Here is a 17,517-nt window from a genome sequence, read left to right as displayed (position 1 = left end):
CTCCTGAAAAAAGTACTAAGCGACTCGGCTTTCCAGAGCCGTAAAATCATTAATAGTGAGAATGGACTGCTCGGTGTTAATCAGCTGCTGCTCTTTCAGTGCGGTGAAAATACGGCTGACAGTTTCAACGGCCAGGCCCAGATAATTGGCAATATCCGTGCGCGTCATTGGCAGTCGGTACTCACTACGGGACAATCCATGTTGATGCATGTGCGTGCTTATTGAAAGTAAAAAGGCCACAACTTTCTGTTCCGCACTGGTATTCACAATGTTTAAGTAATGTTTGCTGCAATTTGCTAAACGGCGGCTCATAAGCTGAAGAAGGTTACTCTCAACCTTAGGAAGCTCCTGTGCAAAAAGTTTGCTCAGTTTTAGTTCGCACAGCATAGAGGTTTCCATGGTCTCGCAATATGTGGCTGCTGAACCGCTGGCCAAGCTCTCAAGGCCGACAATGTCGCCAACCATATGGAAGCTGGTAATTTGCTGTTTACCATTGCTGTCAATGGTGTAGCATTTCACCGAGCCGCTTTTTATTGCGAAAACTGAATTGAGTTTTTGTCCTTCACTAAAGACAATATTACGCTTGTTAAAAAGATGCGGTTCGCGGCTACATTTATCCAGAATTTCGACATCGGTTGGCACTAAACCGGCGGGTACGCAAATTGATTGCATGCTGCATTGGCTACATTGAATTGGGGTACGCATAGTCATCTCATCTGCTGAATTATTGATCTGGTTCACTATACAAAACCCTCCAGCAAATTTATCTACCTCTAAAGAGAGATGAGAGTTACCCCTTATCTTGTAGAATATCGACAGCCTCTACCGGACATACCGCGTAGCAGTTCGGTGTATCGTAATAACCTTCACACTCTACGCACTTATCCTGATTTATCTCGTAAATGCTGTCGCCCATTGAAATAGCTTCGGTTGGGCATTCGGGTTCGCAAACATCGCAGTTAATACAGCCATCGTTAATGACAATCATGCTACTTTCCTCACGGTTGCTTCTTTAATCAGAAAACAAAAGGGAATATCGTTTTTTTCTATGCTAACCGGTGTCTGAAGTTTCACTTGATAACCGGAACCGGGCGCGCGGATCACGGCCTCGTCTTTAAGAGATTCCATACGTGCCAATTGAAACGGATAGTTGCCTTTGGGTGTCATCAGCAGCAGTTCATCACCAATAGAAAAGCCATTTTTCACCTCAACCTCATACAAGCTGTTGTCGGCGGTTGCTGCTGCCAGTTGCCCGACCAGAATATGCTCGCCTTCACTGTGCGAGCGTTCATAATTCTGCAAGTCTTGTGGTGTATGGCGTTGTAAGAAACCTGCGGTAAACCCACGGTTTGCCATACCTTCCAGTTCGCTAAGCAGTTCGCTATTAAAAGGTTTACCGGCCACGGCGTCGTCAATTGCGCGCCGATAAACCTGAGCTGTTCTGGCAATGTAATAGTCTGACTTAGTGCGACCTTCAATTTTTAAGGAATGAACACCCATCTCAACTAAGTCCTTTACATATTCAACCGCGCGTAAATCCTTCGAGTTCATGATGTAGGAGCCGTGTATGTCCTCATCCAGCAACATTAAGTCCTGCGGACGCTTCGGGTCGCCGAGAAGTACCGGTTCATATTGACCCACAGCGTTTTCCTTTGCTTCGTGCACCTCATACCCCCAGCGACAGGCATTGGTGCAGGCGCCCTGATTGGGGTCGCGCTTGTTCATATAGCCAGACAGCAGGCAGCGTCCGGAATAGGCCATGCACAGCGCGCCGTGTACGAATACTTCAACTTCCATGTCAGGCACTTGCTTGCGCATCTCAGCAATTTCTTTGAGGCCCAGCTCGCGAGACAGAATTACCCGTTCAATACCTTGTTGTTGCCAGAATTGAAGTGCAGCCCAGTTGACCGTGTTGGCCTGTACCGATAAGTGCAGAGGTTGTTCGGGAAAGTACTGTTGCAGCAACATAACCACGCCGGGGTCAGACACAATTAAGGCATCGGGCTTCATCTCGACAATGGTGCAAATGTGTTCAACAAAACGGGCCAGCTTGGCGTTGTGCGGCGCAATATTGACTACAACATAAAAACGCTTTCCCTGCTGATGAGCTTCGTTAATGCATTCGCCCAAGTTTTCCAGGGTAAAGCTGTTATTGCGTACCCGAAGACTATAGCGAGGTTCGCCAGCATAAACGGCATCTGCACCGTAAGCAAAAGCCATACGCATAGCTTCGGGGCTACCGGCAGGACAAAGTAACTCTGGACGGAAATCTGCGGCTGACATAAAACACCTGTATAACCAAATTAACGGTGAAGAATAGCAGAATCAGGGAATTGGCAGGTTGACGCAAATCAAGGAGAGGTAGCGAGGGTAGGTGTTGGCAGATTACCCTCGCGATTACGGGCGATTATTGTCAGTCCTTATTGAGGCGCTTTATTACCCTGTAGGTTGACCATCCATACGGCGGCCTCAACCCGGGAGCGTAGCCCCAGTTTTTTCAGTAAGTGTTTTACGTGCACTTTCACCGTGCCATCTGAAATATCCAGTTCGCGGGCAATGACTTTATTACTCATGCCTTTGGCAATTAAGCTTAAAATTTCGTGCTCGCGATTGGTTAAGTTACTCAATTGCGAAGTGGTTGACTGCGTTGGTTGGCGCAGTGCGGTCGCCAGTATTTCGGTAATGGCTTCGCTTAAAACCATTTTGCCGGTAACGGCGCGGTGGATCTGTTCCAGCAGCAGTTCTGGTTCCATGTCTTTTAGCAGGTAACCGTCTGCACCATTGGTAATTGCCGCAACCACGTCATCATCAGCATCACTCACTGTTAACATGATAATCCGCGAGGTGACTCCTGAGTCGCGGAGTTTTTTCAGAGTTTCTATGCCATCCATACCCTGCATGTTCAAATCCAGAACGATTAAGTCAGGGTCATGCTCTGCTGCTAACAGCAAGGCGTCCGGGCCATTACTGGCCTCTGCGACAACGGTCATGTCATCTTCCATCGCAATTAACTGCTTTAATCCTTTGCGCAGTAGCGGATGATCATCCACTAGCATAATGCTGGCCGCTTCGGTTGTCATAGTGTTCTCCCTTATAAATTTAACCTGGTTAGTTTGACATAGCTTGCGCACAAATTCACCGGAGACAAGCATTACTTACACTTCTGAATAAAATTCTACCCCGAAAGAGGTAACTGTTTACCCAATAATAAACCCAAAACTAACTCTTGATGTGAGTTGTATCCAAACCCTCATAGTTGCACAGTCCTTACTCTGTGAATATGACAACGAATTGCAATGTTATGGGCAAAGTTTCGCAAGCGAATACAATGAGCGATTTTCGTGATTACCTCGGTTCTCGCGCGCTTTCCCGTGGGTTAACACTGAGTGTGTTATTACTGGGTGTCACCTTTTGGGCAAGCTGGAGCGTTATCGTTGTATTGCTGGCAAAATCAAACCTACACTTAAGCCCGGTTCAGTTGTTGTCATTAGTTGCTATTGCTGGTGCAAGCGGGGCAGTGTCCAAGCTGTTAGGAACTCTGCTGGCAAACATCCTCGGACGGTGGATGCCTACAGTGATTGCCACTCTTATGCTGCTAATTAGTATTATCAGCTTTGTGCAATTTTCAGCTGTGCAGCTGAGCTATCCTATATTGGTTGCTTTAGCCGCCGGGTCAGGCATTGGCTGCATGATGTTTGCGTCCGCATTCGACCTAACTCGTCAGTCAAAAATCATGACCCCCTTGCCGTTGTCCATGAGCCTGGTTATTGGCATGACGATATTCTCTCTGTTTTTAGCTCAGTTAGTTGTTCCTCTGCTGGCTACCTGGCAGCTGGCTGCGGTAGATTCCACTCTTATACTTGAACGCAGTAGTGGTCACTTTTTTTCTCGCATTGAGGCAGGCCAGGCTATTCTGCTAAACAATTTCAGTTTTGTCTGGGCGATTCTTTTTGGTCTGACAGCTATTCTGAGCGCGGCGGCTGCGTTATGGTCAAACCACAAACAGTCATTACCCAAAGTTACCTTAAGAAAGCTGCTGACTCACAATGGGCACGTCTGGTATTGCAGTATTTTGTACAACATGACGTTTGGCAGTTTTATCGGCTTTACTATGGCGTTGCCTTTGATGCTGGAATTTGTGTTTGGTTACAGCACCTTAATTCTGGTGTGGATGGGGCCTTTTATTGCTCTGTTAGCCAGGCCTTTCGGGCGTTGGCTGGCAACTATTTTTGGTGGTGCCCTGATAACGCAAGTGAGTCTGTTACTAATGATGATATTTGGGGCTCTGGCTGGTCGCTACATGTATTTTGCTCAACATGGTGCCACTGAACTCTACTTTGAGCCTTTCTTCATCAGCATGTTGGGGCTGATTTTTACCAGCGCTTTAGGAAACGGCTCGGTCGTTGTCAGCATGACGAAAGTTTTTCCCAGAACTTATACTCACAGAGTTTTAATTTGGGCGGGCACTATCGCCATGCTGGGCGCGGTTTATTTGCCCTTGCGTTTTGCCTGGGCTTTGCAGTCACAAAATATGGATACCGTTTATATCGACTTCATTGTTTTTTATGTTATCGGATTTTTGTTAAATGGCTTTGTCTATTTGCGTCGGCATGGTCAGTTCTATAACCCTTAAGAGCGCGGACGGTGTCTTTTACTATTGCAACAAGTAGTCCGGTGTAAAGATGAAGCAAACTTCGGTTCCGCCGCTTTCCAGTCTTGAGATTTTTATTTCACCACCAAGATTACGACTGCGTTCCTGCATAATGGCTAACCCGTAATGGTTAACCTTCTCCGCATTTTCAGGTAAACCGATGCCATCATCCGTAATTTTAAGTTCCACGTCCTGTCCACTGGGCTGCGACAGACTAATGTGTACTTCACTCCCCTGACTATGGTTTACCGCGTTTTGACTGGCTTCACGAATAATTTGCAGTAAATGGATCTCTTCATGGGGCACCAGCGGAATATTATTAAGGCGATAGTCCAGATGGACAACCATATTACTTTGTTCGGTTAACTGCTTAACCGTCGTTTGTAATGCGCTGTAAAGTCCTGAACCATCTACTTTTAAGCGGAAAGTTGTGAGCAATTCCCGCAACTGCCGGTAGGCTGAGTTAAGGCCCTCTCTCAGCTCGTTACTGACATCATCTATAGTGGCGCGATCGTTCTTCTCAATGCCTTTGTGTAGTCTCGTAACCTGAATTTTTAAGTAGGACAAAGCCTGTGCCAGTGAGTCGTGAAGCTCGCGGGCTATAACGGTACGCTCGTGCATTAATGCCAGCCGGCGTACTTGCTCTTCCTCAGATTTCAGGCTTTGTGATAGAGCCAGCTGGTCCGCTGTTGAACTCATTAGTTGTTGTTGCCAGGTTGCCAGAGGCTGTCCCTGCTCGCAGCGAACAATTAATACTCCGTAGTTTTGATCTTCCCGTTTTAGCACAAAGCGATAAACCAGTTTGTCTTCTATTACCGAAGCACCAGGGCCTGCTTTAAGGCAGGTAGCGCAGTCACCGGCCTCACAGGGTTCGTGTGAATTGGGACGCGGTTGCAGTTGCAAAAACGGGCGATTGCCTTCTTCCGTTAACAGACATAACTCAATGTCATCCACTTCGCCAATTTCGTACAGCTTTTCGATAACTTGCTGGTAATTATTGTAGTCATAACTGTGCACGATAATGGAGCGGGCGGTATCGTACAGAAAGGACAACACCTTGTTTTTGCGCGACAGCTCCTGAGTTTGCTGCTCTACCCGGCGTTCAAGACCACCGTAAAAGTAGCTGACGGTTTCCGACATCTTGTTCATTGTGCGGGACAGCTGGCCTATTTCATCTTCGTTATCGATTTTTGACTTAGCGGTGAAGTCGCCCTGACCCAAACGTTTGGAAACCGCCAGCAGGTGCCGAAGCGGTTGGTTGATTTTTCGTTTTAGCACGGTAAGTAAAAAGAAAAATATGGCAACGATAAAGAATGAGGCTAGAGCCAGGGAGCTGCGAACCGTCTCCATCCGTTTTTCTGAGTGCTCTTGCAGCTGGCCGACCAGAGTGTCCAGTTGATTCACATAGTTGTCTATGGCGTTACTTTGCTGCTGGGAAAAGCGAACAAAGTCTTGCTCCGCTATCTCGGAGTGTACCCGTTGCCATTCGGCTTTGGCGTCTTTGGCTAACTGTTGAATACTGCCGCCAGCTTTGACGAAGTGGCGATGAAGCAAAGGTTGTTCCCAGAGTGTCTCTATTTCTTGCGCTGTTTCGCGGGCCTGAACATTCTTACCTGTCGATAGCTGCAGCGCGAACTTATAGGCTTTCATCCGGTGTGAGCCCGCAACGTTAATCAACTCAGCGTCCTGCTCTGATTTTTCCAAAAGCCAGAATGCAGATAGAGAAGAGGCGCTGGCAACGATTACGATAAGCGCGAGCGATACTCTGAAGACATTAATTATAGAAGCGTTGCGTATCATTCCGGGCGACGTCCTGAGTGAAAATTCCGGTACATGATATAGCATTTCGAAAGAAGGGAACAAATAAGTGCGGATTAATTCATCAGTTTATTGCGGTGAAGAACTTTCTCGGTTCGGCGCGCTAACTTCTCCATAAAAACTAGGTCCGCTAAGGTTGGCTCCGCCAGTTCGTTGTCCAGGTCGGCCTGCCATTGGCTGACTTCAGCATCCAGCATTTCCATCATTTTTTTAGAGCAACCACGACAAATACCCTGGCACATATCCGCTTCTTTTAAGCCAAAAGGGATGTGCTCGCGAATGACATCGAGTAACTGATACATAGCGGTTTTGGTATCGGGTTTGCGGCTCATACATCCTCCAGTAAACTCCCCGCAAAAGAAAAACCAAGCTTCCGCAACAATTGCAGAAGCTTGGTTTATTAAGGGTTAATCAGACTTATGCTTTAAGCCTTTTACAACTTGCCAGCTGATGCCTAACGCACCTACGATGAAGACCATGTCGCCAACGGTACGGAACCAGCGTAAGTTCTGTAATAGAGGTTGTTGCATAAAGGCTTCACTGCGCGCATACCACAAGCCTTCGCTGGCAGCGGCGTAGAACTGAATGAAACCGACCGGCAACAAGCTGGTGAAAAGCATTAGTGCTAAGCCAATGTTCATGGTCCAGAATGCCATTTTCATCAGTTTTTCATCGAACTGCAGGTTCGGGCGAATGTAGCGCAGAATCAATAGCACGAAACCAAGCGCCAGGAATCCGTACACACCAAATAAAGCTGCATGTGCGTGAGTTGGCGTAGTGTTCAAGCCTTGCACGTAGTACAGCGAAATAGGTGGGTTGATCATAAAGCCGAGTACACCTGCGCCAAGCATGTTCCAGAAGGCAACCGCAACGAAGCAAAGTAACGGCCACTTAATGCGTTGCATCCAGGTTGCTCGTTTTTGCAGGCTGTAGTTCTCCCAGGCTTCATAGCCAAGAACAATCAGCGGCACGACTTCTAATGCTGAGAACGTTGCACCCACGGCCATGACCGGAGTGGTTGTACCGGCAAAGTACAAGTGGTGGAACGTACCTGGTACACCACCGAGCATAAACAGTGATGCGGAAGCTAATGCCGCGACGGTTGCCATGCGGCGGGAAACCAAGCCCATGCTGTGGAAAATAAAGGCCAGTGAAGCCGTTGCGAACACTTCGAAGAAGCCTTCTACCCACAGGTGAACAATCCACCAGCGCCAGTATTCCATAATAGAAATGTGAGTACGCTCGCCGTAGAAGAAGCCGGCACCGTAGAACAGGCCAATGGCAACAACCGAAGCGGTAAATAACGCCAGTAAGTTCTTATCGCCTTTAACTTTAAATGCTCCGACAACACAACGCATCATCAGTACCAGCCAGAAAACGATACCCAGGAACTTACCAATTTGCCATAGGCGACCTAAGTCGACGTATTCGTAACCCTGGTGACCTAACCAGAAGTTCAGGTGTTCAGGCATAATTTGCGCAATGGCTAACCAGTTCCCAATAAAGGTACCTGCAACAACCAGAACCAATGCCCAGAACAGGATATCAACACCCAGTTTCTGATACTTAGGATCTTTACCGCCATTAATAATCGGCGCAAGAAAGAGGCCTGCAGCCAGGAACCCAGTGGCAATCCAGAACATGGCAGCCTGAATGTGCCAGGTACGGGTTAGTGAGTAGGGGAACCACTCTGAAATATTAATGCCGTAGAATTCCTGTCCTTCGACTGTGTAGTGTGCGGTTAAGCCTCCCAGTAAAACTTGTAGCGAGAACAGCGCAACCACAATAAACAGGTATTTACCTAAGGCTTTTTGTGAGGGCGTGAGCTTAATTTTGGCTATGGGATCATGCTCTGGGGCAACAGGGTCTTCTTCATCGTGTTGACGTAAAAACGCCCATGCCCAGATTAAGAAACCGACACCAGCAATTAAGAGAATAACGCTGACAATAGACCAGATAATATTTTCCGCGCTAGGCACGTTATCTATCAAGGTTTCATGTGGCCAGTTGTTTGTATAAGTAATGTCGGAGTCAAGGCGCTCTGTTGATGCGGCCCAGGCTGTCCAGAAGAAAAAGTCGTTCATTACCGCACGACGTGCTTCTGAAGGAAGCGTATTTTCTTTCATGGCGTAGCTAACGCGGGTAGGGCGCAGCTCCGGGTCATCGCTGAACAGCTTTGAGTAATACTCGCCGGTCTGCTCAATAGCCTGAATGCGTCGTTCACTTAGAATAACGGTATCTGAAGCTTTATCGTAAGTATTAGTCCGATACTCTTCTTTCAGCTCGTATTCAAGTTGATTTTGCTGCGAACCCTCAAGCTGTTCGTAGGGTTTGCCAAAGACTTCGTTAGCGCGAATGTCCAGCCAGGCAAGAAGTTCGCGGTGTAACCAGTCAGCTGTCCAGTCGGGCGCCTGGTAAGCACCGTGCCCCCAAATGGAACCGAGTTGCATGCCACCAACAGACTGCCAGGCAGTTTGCCCGTCTAAAACAGACTCTTCGGTTGCAATGACTTTGCCATTGGTACTCATGAACTTATCCGGAATAGGCGGAGCCTCCCGGTAAACTTCCGTTCCAAAATACCCTAAAAGTCCAAAGGTAATTGCGAGAACCGCAATTAACGTCCACCAAAGCTTACGATAACCGGCCATAATTGACCTCCTTGATGCTGAACAGCTTCATATTGTTACTCCATAGATTTATGAGCAGAGAATTTTTATTAATTCGCTATGCATTCACCTAAGTGCAATATTGAGGCCATATTTTAATTTATTGATAAATAAGGCATTTAATTTTAAAAGGGTATTTATGACTTAAGTTTATTAGGTTGTTTTTACTTTTGTGGTTAAAAGTACCCTAAAGGTTATTTCTACCCTTTAATGGGTATCTCTTTAAGGATCCCGTCATTTTTTCCTTCTTGCTTAAATCTTGAGCGGGATCAATGCGGCCGAAACAGACTTAACTATGCTGAAGCACAATATGTAGTGATTATTTTTAAATTAATAACAATATATGGTGTTTTATGGCGGTTTACCCTACAAGGCTACATTACAGTGCGGAGCAAGTTGTCTGGCAAGAAGTGCCGGGGGAAGTTGCCTTAGCTTACACCATTACCGGCTGCCCGGTTGGCTGTAAAGGCTGCCACAGTGTGGATAGCTGGCCGGTGGGAAGTGGTTCTCCGCTAACGCCGGAGCATCTTACGCAGCAGTTGGAAAAATACCACGGGTTAATTAGCTGCGTTCTATTTCTGGGCGGCGAATGGCAGCCCGAAGCACTACTGAAACTATTAAAGCAAGTACGAAACGAAGGGCTGGAGACCTGTCTGTATACCGGGTATGAGAATGTCTCACTGACCCTTCGCGAACAACTGACTTATTTAAAAACCGGACCGTGGATTGCTGCCCGGGGCGGGCTGGAAAGCCCAACCACCAATCAACGCTTTTATGATTTACGAACCCAGCAGTTATTGAACTGCAAGTTTCAAACAGGAGAATAATTATGTTGCGCTTAAACGAAGAACAAGTCACTGGCAAAGTCGATTTCATTCACGAGTATCTGCATGCTCAAAATGCGGCTGATGGCTCGAAAATGGATGCAAACGCCAACGTCACACAAAAGAATATAGCAACGCTTGAAGCTGAGTTAATGAAAGACTTTTTTGTGCAGGTTAACCGCAAGCAAGTCAGTAATAAAATCAGTGAGCTTTTTGGTAACGACCTGGCAAAAGAGTACGTTAGACAAATTGAAGATCATGAAATTTACGTGCACGACGAAACCAGCCTGAAACCTTACTGTGTTTCAGTCACTATGTACCCGTTTTTACGTGATGGCTTAACCAAGCTGGGTGGCGAGTCTCAGGCGCCTAAGCATCTGGAGTCTTTCTGCGGTACTTTTGTGAACTTTGTTTTTGCCGTAAGCTCGCAGTTTGCCGGGGCAGTCGCTACGGTCGAGTTTCTAACCTACTTCGATTACTTTGCCCGCAAAGACTACGGCGACGATTATTTGAATACGCATCGTCACCAAATTGAAAACCATCTGCAGCACGTGGTTTATGCGCTGAATCAGCCTGCGGCTGCCCGGGGCTACCAGAGCGTGTTCTGGAATATTTCCATTTACGACCAGCATTACTTTGACAGCATGTTTGGTGAGTTTGTTTTCCCTGCGGACTTCACGAAACCGGAGTGGAGCTCAGTCAGTGCGTTGCAGGACTTCTTCCTGGATTGGTTTAATAAGGAACGGGAAAAGACGATTTTGACCTTCCCGGTGGTGACTGTGGCCATGTTAACCGACAAGGGACAATGCAAAGATCAGGCATTTGCCGAAAAAGTAGCCGGTGAGATGGCAAATGGTAATTCCTTCTTTGTTTATTTATCTGACAATGCCGACTCGTTAGCTTCATGTTGCCGACTACGTAGCGAAATTAGCGACAATACCTTTTCTTATACCCTGGGTGCCGGTGGTGTCGCTACGGGCTCTATTAATGTCATTACCATGAACATGAACCGTTTGGTGCAGGATGACAGAGATTTAGAGGAAGAAGTCAGCAAAATTCACAAATATCAGGTGGCTTACAGGAAGTTGATGGAAGAATACAAGGAAGCGGGTCTGTTAACGGTCTATGACGCCGGCTTTATTACCCTGGACAAGCAGTTTTTGACTATTGGTATTAACGGCATGGTTGAAGCGGCGGAATCGCAGGGGATCACCGCGGGTAACAACCAGACCTATAAAGACTTTGTGCAAAGCCATTTAAAAGTGATTTACGACGCTAATAAAGCTGCGAAAAAAGAGTATGGGTATATGTTTAACACTGAGTTTGTGCCAGCAGAAAACCTGGGTGTGAAGAACGCCAAGTGGGACAGAGCTGACGGTTATAAAGTGAGCCGTGACTGCTACAACTCCTACTTTTATGCCGTAGAAGACGAAGATGCCAATGCACTGGATAAACTGGTTCTTCACGGAAAAGAATTGATTGAATACCTGGATGGCGGTTCGGCATTGCATTTGAACCTTGATGAAAAGCTCAACACCTCAGGCTATTTGTCGTTACTCAATATTGCCGCGAAAACGGGCTGTAATTACTTCTGCATTAACGTCAAAATTACCATTTGTAACGCCTGCGAGCACATTGATAAACGCACCTTAAGCGAATGTTCCTGCTGTGGTTCTGAAGATATCGACTACGGAACCCGGGTTATTGGTTACTTAAAACGTGTGTCTGCTTTTAGTGCAGGCCGTCGAAAAGAACACCATTTGCGTCATTATCATCGCAAGCAGCCAGCCGAGGTTGCTGTGGGTGCGGCACAATCCAATAGGGTATTGCGCAGAGCAAGCTAAAGTGGCACAAAATGCTTACAGAGAGGGATTAATTTTCCCTCTTTCTGTAGCTCTCAGAATTCGAGTTTTGTGGTAATCTCCGCGCGAAAATTCCAGCCGGAATAATCAACCACTTTTATTCTTAACCACCAACCAACAAGGAGAGTTGGTGCAGTTTATCTTTTGGCTCTGAACTGCACTGAAAAAACGCTATGAAAAGATTGCTGTTTACCGTCATTTCGCTGCTGTTTTCGGTATCAGTACTGGCTGCAGAACCCTCTGCTGACCGTATCGATCTCACGTCATCTACCGTTGGTTACGCTGCCATCGTTATTTTTATCCTTGCGTACATTTTGGTGATGGGTGAAGAGAAACTGCACATGAGAAAATCCAAGCCTGTGCTGGTTGCGGCGGGGGTTATATGGATACTCATAGGGTTTGTTTACAGTGGCGACAATGCTGTTCTGGCGGAAGAAGCCTTCCGGGAAAACTTACTAAAGTTCGCAGAGTTGATGTTGTTTTTGCTGGTGGCAATGACCTACATCAATGCGTTGGAAGAACGGCGTTTGTTCGATGCGCTCAGCGCCTGGTTGATGAAAAAGGGCTTTACCTATAGAAAGCTCTTCTGGATAACCGGCTTTTTAGCGTTTTTCATTTCGCCTATTGCGGACAACCTGACCACCGCTCTGTTGATGTCGGCTGTGGTCATGAAAGTTGCCGAGGGCAATAAAAAGTTTGTCGCGCTATGCTGTTCCAGCATTGTTATAGCGGTTAATGCCGCCGGTGCATTCAGCCCGTTTGGGGACATAACCACGCTTATGGTCTGGCAGTCCGGCAAGGTAGAGTTTACCGAGTTCCTGCAGTTGTTTTTACCGGCGTTAGTGAACTACTTAATACCCGCAATTATCATGAGCTTCTTTATTGAGAACAAAAGCCCGACAACGCTGCATACCGAAGTGGAGCTTAAGCGCGGAGCCCTGCGCATTACGTTTTTGTTTTTATTAACTGTTGCGACCGCGGTCGCGTGTCATATTTGGCTGCATTTACCGCCGGTGCTTGGCATGATGATGGGTTTGGGTTATTTACAGTTTTTCGGCTACTTCCTGCGTATGACCCTGCCGGGTTCGTTGGCGCGCAAACGTGCAATGGCTGAACGCGAGGGCGACCAAAAGCGCCTGCAACAACTCGGTGGTGTAGTGCCATTCGACGTGTTTAGCCGGGTTTCCCGTGCCGAATGGGACACTTTGCTGTTTTTCTACGGCATTGTGCTGTGTGTCGGTGGTTTAGGCTTTATGGGTTACTTAGGTTTACTGTCCGAGTCTCTTTATGGTGGTTTAGACCCAACCATAGCAAACACTATTCTCGGCGTGGTCTCCGCTCTCGTGGATAACATTCCTGTGATGTTCGCGGTACTGTCCATGGATCCTGAAATGTCCACCGGACATTGGCTGTTAATAACCCTGGCCTGTTGCACCGGCGGCAGCCTGCTTTCTATTGGCTCCGCATCAGGCGTTGCCTTAATGGGACAAGCCAGAGGCTACTACACCTTTATGTCGCATCTAAAATGGACACCGGTAATAGCAATAGGCTACGCAGCCAGCATCCTGCTACACCTATGGCTAAACCAAGCCACTTTCCTGAGTTAGTGGAGGGAGAGGGAAAGGCTTTCTCGGAAAAGGGCTGTTGCGCTCAGAGAGACGCCGTAAACCTATCCCTGGGGGCTTGGGTGGCGCCATCCTTGGCGCCACACACTCTCTGAGCGCAACAGCCCTTTCCCTCAACACCTTCCCCTGTTGCTCTACCTCGATCTCGTTGGATGCTTCGTCGCACTCGCTTTTCGGAAGCTACCGCCCCCAGCCAGCTAAACGACTTTGGAGTAGTGGTTTTGGCCGTGATCCAGGTATTCGTCGAAACAGGCGCAGATGCTGCGAACCCAGAGGCGACCTAAGTCGGTGACGCGGAGCTTCTTGTCGGAAACGTCGACTAAGCCGTCTTCAATGAATGGTTTTAGTAGTGGTATGGCTTCGGCGAAATGAGCCCAGAAATCGTCCAGATCCCACTCTGCTTTAAAAGCTTCTATATCAAGCTCGAAATGGCAAATAACCTGAGAAATTAATGCGGCTCGCAGCTTGTCTTCGTCGTTTAACGCCATGCTTTTTATTATGGGTTTTTGTCCGTTATCTATCATTTTGTAGTAAGCCGGTAGCTCTTTTTCGTGTTGCCATAGCACACCGTTTACCTGACTAATGGATGAAACACCTAAGCCCAGCAGTGCGTCCTGACCGTCGGTGGTGTAGCCCTGGAAGTTACGCTGCAAACGTCCTTCGCGCTGAGCTATGGCAAGGCCATCGTCTTTTTTTGCAAAATGGTCCATGCCGATAAATTGATAACCGGCGTCGTTCAGCTGAGTAATGGCTTGTTCCAGCAGACTCAGCTTAACCGATGGCTGCGGAATGGACTCTTCCGGTATTTTCTTCTGACCAGCGAAACGCTGGGGTAAATGGGCGTAGCTAAACACTGAAATGCGATCGGGATCCATTTCAATGACTTGCTCAATAGACTTCTTAAAGGTTTCCGGACGCTGGTAAGGCAGGCCGTAAATAAGGTCTAAGTTAATTGAGTCAAAGCCTAGCTCTTTACTGAGTTTTAGCTGATGCGCAATAAGCTCAATGTCCTGTACGCGATTGATAGCAATTTGAACTTTCTTGTCGAAGTCCTGCACCCCGTAGCTCACACGGTTAAAACCTAACTCGCGTAAATGGCGAAGCTTTTCGTCGCTGCAGCTGCGCGGGTCAATCTCTATGCTGACTTCAGGGTTGTCCGCGAAAGTAAAATGCTGATGAACCAGTTCCATTAGGCGGGTCAGTTGCTGCTCGGTCAAGAAAGTAGGGGTACCACCGCCTAAATGAATCTGGCGGATCTTTTTGTCCTTTACCATAGGTTGGTACATCGCCATTTCGCGGGCGAGGTAATCCAGATACTTATCGGCTTTATGCTGGTGGCGGGTAATTACTTTATTGCAACCACAGTAATAACAAAGCTTGTGGCAGAAAGGCAAGTGTAAATACAGACACAGTCCGTCATTTGCATTTTTCAGCGCGGCTTCTATGCGGCTTTCTGAAAATTGTTCGGAAAGCATTAACGCTGTGGGATAAGACGTATAACGAGGTCCATTAATGTTGTATTTTTCTATTAACTCTTTATCCCAGGTAACTGTACTCATAACCACCCCTTGACCCCAGTCAAAAATTATTTAATTAACTTGTCTGTATTGTTTCACCTTTTTCTTTATAAATAAAATCACTAAACCGATCTCCTATTAAATATAAGGCCCTTGGTAGCTTTTGATTTACCTCAATAGTGTCTAAGAAGTTTTTTAAATGTAACCCTAATTCGGTATTGCCTTTCACCATTAGTTTTCGATTAAAGAATAATGTGTCGGGGTCAACCTTTCCGTAAATCAGCAAAAGCAGTGCGTCACCGTCTGATGATAGCTGTACGTCTGCTTCTACTGGGCCCTTAAGGGATTTCAGTTGACTTCCTTTTAACGTCAAAAATAGAGATAAATCAATGTCTTTGACCTTTATCTCTATTATGTTCCCGGAAATAAAATTAAGCTCTCCTGAAGAAATTTCTTCCTTAAATAAAAGGTTTAATAACTTTTCAGATCCGAAATTAATAAATTTCGACGGAATTAATTTATTTATTGGCCGAATTATTTTGGGTATAGAAGATACCCAGTTGGTGGTATTCATATTTTGCTCCGTTTGCAACAACAAAATAAAAGTTTTGAGCACTATAATGAATTAATAATTAGGGTGCTACAAAATATTAAATAGAGGTTTTAAATGGAATTGCTGTGTCCGGCCGGAAGTATCCCTGCATTAAAAGCGGCTATAGAAAATGGTGCCGATGCGGTCTATGTGGGGTTAAAGGATGAAACCAATGCGCGTCATTTCGCGGGTCTGAATTTAAATCAGATGAAGCTAGCAGAAGCAGCGGACTATGTGCACAAGCATGGTCGTAAACTGCACGTTGCCATTAATACCTTTGCACATGCCAACAGTTGGGAGAAATGGCGTCGGGCAGTTGATGATGCTGTTCTGGCCGGTGCTGATGTATTGATTATTGCAGATCTCGCGGTTCTGGCTTACGCCGCTGAAAGGTACCCCAAAGTTGAAAGGCACTTATCGGTGCAGGCCTCTGCAACCAATGCCGGAGCCATCCGTTTTTACCAGCAGTTTGGCGTGTCACGGGTGGTCTTGCCCCGAGTGCTGTCTATGCAGCAAGTCAGAGCACTGGCGCGCACTACTGACGTCGAGCTGGAGGTTTTTGCTTTTGGCAGCCTCTGCATTATGGCAGAAGGGCGCTGCTACTTAAGTTCTTATCTGACCGGTGAGTCGCCCAATACAGCAGGTGCCTGTTCGCCCGCAGCTTTTGTCGAGTGGGACGAACAGGATAACAAACTGGAGTCACGGCTTAACGGCGTGCTTATAGACCGCTTTGGTGAAAATGAAAAGGCGGGTTATCCCACTTTATGCAAAGGGCGTTTTTCGGTTGACGACGAAATTTACAATGTACTGGAAGAACCGACCAGCCTGAATACCTTAAGTTTGTTGCCGCAGCTTTATAAAGAAGGCATTGCCTCCTTAAAAATTGAAGGTCGGCAGCGCAGCCCGGCTTATGTGTCGCAAATTACCAGAGTCTGGCGTCAGGCTATCGATGCCGTTATGACCGACCCTGATGCCTTTGAAGTGGAAGATAACTGGAATTCGGTTCTGGCCTCACTTTCTGAAGGCAGTCAAACGACGCTGGGCGCGTACCACCGGAAATGGAAGTAACCAATATGAAGTTTTCTCTAGGACCTATTCTGTATTTTTGGCCGAAACAACAGGTTTTTGATTTTTACCAGCAAGCCGCGGAGTCAGATGTTGACCATGTGTATCTGGGCGAAACCGTTTGCAGTAAGCGTCGTGAGTTAAAGCTGGATGACTATCTGGCGATAGCGCACATGCTAAGAGAAGCCGGGAAAAAAGTAACACTATCGACAATGACTCTACTAGAGGCTCCGGCTGAACTAAGAGAGCTGGGTAAATATTGCGATAATGGCGAGTTTGATGTCGAAGCCAATGATGTCAGCGCTATTAACTTATTGCAGGAGCAGGGGCTGAACTTTACCGCCGGGCCGGCCATTAATATTTATAATCACCAGAGCCTGCGCCGTCTCATTGATATGGGTATGACTCGCTGGGTGGTTCCATTTGAACTTTCCCGCGACTGGCTGCAGGACGTCTTACAGCACAACCTTATTGACACCGTGAGGGACTGCTTTGAAGTGGAAGTTTTCTCCTTTGGCCATATACCTTTGGCCTGGTCTGGTCGTTGCTTTACTGCCCGCTCGGAGAACCGCCCGAAAGATCAGTGCGAGCTGTGTTGCATAAAGTACCCGGAAGGCCGGGAAGTGAAAAGTCAGGAAGGTCAGCAGGTGTTTGTGCTTAATGGTATTCAGACGCAATCGGGTACACGTTATAACCTGATAAACCAGCTGCCGGGTATGAATGGCCTGGTCGATATTGTGCGTATTAGTCCGCAACCCGAGGGGACTTTCGACTGGCTACAACGCTTCCGCAGTAATATCAATGGGGAACACCCCGTGACCCTGACGAGCAAAGAGAACAATGGCTACTGGTTGCAACTGGCGGGGCTAGCGACAGGCTAGAATCTCTAAATAGGTA

General features: G+C 47.1%; 15 protein-coding genes. 6 read left to right on the top strand and 9 right to left on the bottom strand.

The genetic code is table 11. From position 1 onward, the window contains the following. Nucleotides 1–15: 15 nt before the first annotated feature. From NJR55_RS01015 to narL, 4 genes are all read right to left on the bottom strand, one after another. Complete coding sequence (locus tag NJR55_RS01015) at nt 16–672, bottom strand: helix-turn-helix domain-containing protein (protein ID WP_253617048.1); 657 nt, start codon at nt 670–672, stop codon at nt 16–18. Nucleotides 673–790: 118 nt separating this feature from the next. Next, nucleotides 791–988, bottom strand: coding sequence for a YfhL family 4Fe-4S dicluster ferredoxin (locus tag NJR55_RS01010; RefSeq protein ID WP_011233443.1), 198 nt, complete (start codon nt 986–988; stop codon nt 791–793). Continuing rightward, complete coding sequence (gene trhP / locus NJR55_RS01005) at nt 985–2,283, bottom strand: prephenate-dependent tRNA uridine(34) hydroxylase TrhP (RefSeq protein WP_253617046.1); 1,299 nt, start codon at nt 2,281–2,283, stop codon at nt 985–987. The genes NJR55_RS01010 and trhP overlap by 4 nt, the downstream gene beginning before the upstream one ends. A gap of 137 nt (nt 2,284–2,420) precedes the next feature. Next, entirely contained in the window at nt 2,421–3,080 is a 660-nt protein-coding gene (gene narL / locus NJR55_RS01000) for a two-component system response regulator NarL (protein WP_253617044.1), read from the bottom strand. Nucleotides 3,081–3,328: 248 nt separating this feature from the next. Between narL and NJR55_RS00995 the strand changes: the two genes are divergently transcribed. Further along, nucleotides 3,329–4,633, top strand: coding sequence for an MFS transporter (locus NJR55_RS00995; protein WP_253617042.1), 1,305 nt, complete (start codon nt 3,329–3,331; stop codon nt 4,631–4,633). 21 nt (nt 4,634–4,654) lie between these two features. Here NJR55_RS00995 and NJR55_RS00990 read toward each other — a convergent pair whose 3' ends face one another. The 3 genes from NJR55_RS00990 to NJR55_RS00980 form a co-directional block, all read right to left on the bottom strand. Then, nucleotides 4,655–6,451 (bottom strand): ATP-binding protein, encoded by a 1,797-nt coding sequence (locus NJR55_RS00990; protein WP_253617040.1) that lies wholly within the window; start codon nt 6,449–6,451, stop codon nt 4,655–4,657. 74 nt (nt 6,452–6,525) lie between these two features. Further along, the gene (locus NJR55_RS00985; protein WP_253617038.1) at nt 6,526–6,801 is read right to left on the bottom strand and encodes a hypothetical protein; all 276 of its coding nucleotides are present in this window, start codon (nt 6,799–6,801) and stop codon (nt 6,526–6,528) included. Between the two features lie 75 nt (nt 6,802–6,876). Further along, nucleotides 6,877–9,117 (bottom strand): nitric-oxide reductase large subunit, encoded by a 2,241-nt coding sequence (locus NJR55_RS00980; RefSeq protein WP_253617036.1) that lies wholly within the window; start codon nt 9,115–9,117, stop codon nt 6,877–6,879. A gap of 371 nt (nt 9,118–9,488) precedes the next feature. Here NJR55_RS00980 and nrdG point away from each other — a divergent pair, with 371 nt between their 5' ends. The 3 genes from nrdG to nhaD all read left to right on the top strand — a co-directional run bounded on the left by nrdG (nt 9,489) and on the right by nhaD (nt 13,428). Then, nucleotides 9,489–9,962, top strand: coding sequence for an anaerobic ribonucleoside-triphosphate reductase activating protein (nrdG, locus tag NJR55_RS00975; RefSeq protein ID WP_253617034.1), 474 nt, complete (start codon nt 9,489–9,491; stop codon nt 9,960–9,962). 2 nt (nt 9,963–9,964) lie between these two features. Next, nucleotides 9,965–11,803, top strand: coding sequence for an anaerobic ribonucleoside-triphosphate reductase (nrdD, locus tag NJR55_RS00970; protein WP_253617032.1), 1,839 nt, complete (start codon nt 9,965–9,967; stop codon nt 11,801–11,803). Nucleotides 11,804–11,994: 191 nt separating this feature from the next. After that, complete coding sequence (gene nhaD / locus NJR55_RS00965; RefSeq protein WP_253617029.1) at nt 11,995–13,428, top strand: sodium:proton antiporter NhaD; 1,434 nt, start codon at nt 11,995–11,997, stop codon at nt 13,426–13,428. 215 nt (nt 13,429–13,643) lie between these two features. Here nhaD and hemN read toward each other — a convergent pair whose 3' ends face one another. Continuing rightward, complete coding sequence (gene hemN / locus NJR55_RS00960; protein WP_253617027.1) at nt 13,644–15,005, bottom strand: oxygen-independent coproporphyrinogen III oxidase; 1,362 nt, start codon at nt 15,003–15,005, stop codon at nt 13,644–13,646. A gap of 34 nt (nt 15,006–15,039) precedes the next feature. Then, nucleotides 15,040–15,537, bottom strand: coding sequence for a ubiquinone anaerobic biosynthesis accessory factor UbiT (gene ubiT, locus NJR55_RS00955; protein ID WP_253617026.1), 498 nt, complete (start codon nt 15,535–15,537; stop codon nt 15,040–15,042). A 93-nt stretch (nt 15,538–15,630) separates the two neighbouring features. On the opposite strand from ubiT, the gene ubiU reads away from it, so the two are divergent. Further along, nucleotides 15,631–16,623, top strand: a complete 993-nt coding sequence (ubiU, locus tag NJR55_RS00950; RefSeq protein WP_253617025.1) for a ubiquinone anaerobic biosynthesis protein UbiU — start codon at nt 15,631–15,633, stop codon at nt 16,621–16,623. Nucleotides 16,624–16,628: 5 nt separating this feature from the next. Further along, nucleotides 16,629–17,501, top strand: coding sequence for a U32 family peptidase (locus NJR55_RS00945; protein WP_253617024.1), 873 nt, complete (start codon nt 16,629–16,631; stop codon nt 17,499–17,501). Nucleotides 17,502–17,517: the final 16 nt, after the last annotated feature.

It is taken from the genome of Idiomarina rhizosphaerae (assembly GCF_024159085.1).
GTDB classification, from domain to species: domain Bacteria; phylum Pseudomonadota; class Gammaproteobacteria; order Enterobacterales; family Alteromonadaceae; genus Idiomarina; species Idiomarina rhizosphaerae.
Note: the sequence above shows the minus strand (reverse complement) of the source record. Positions and strands in the feature narration are given on the sequence as shown.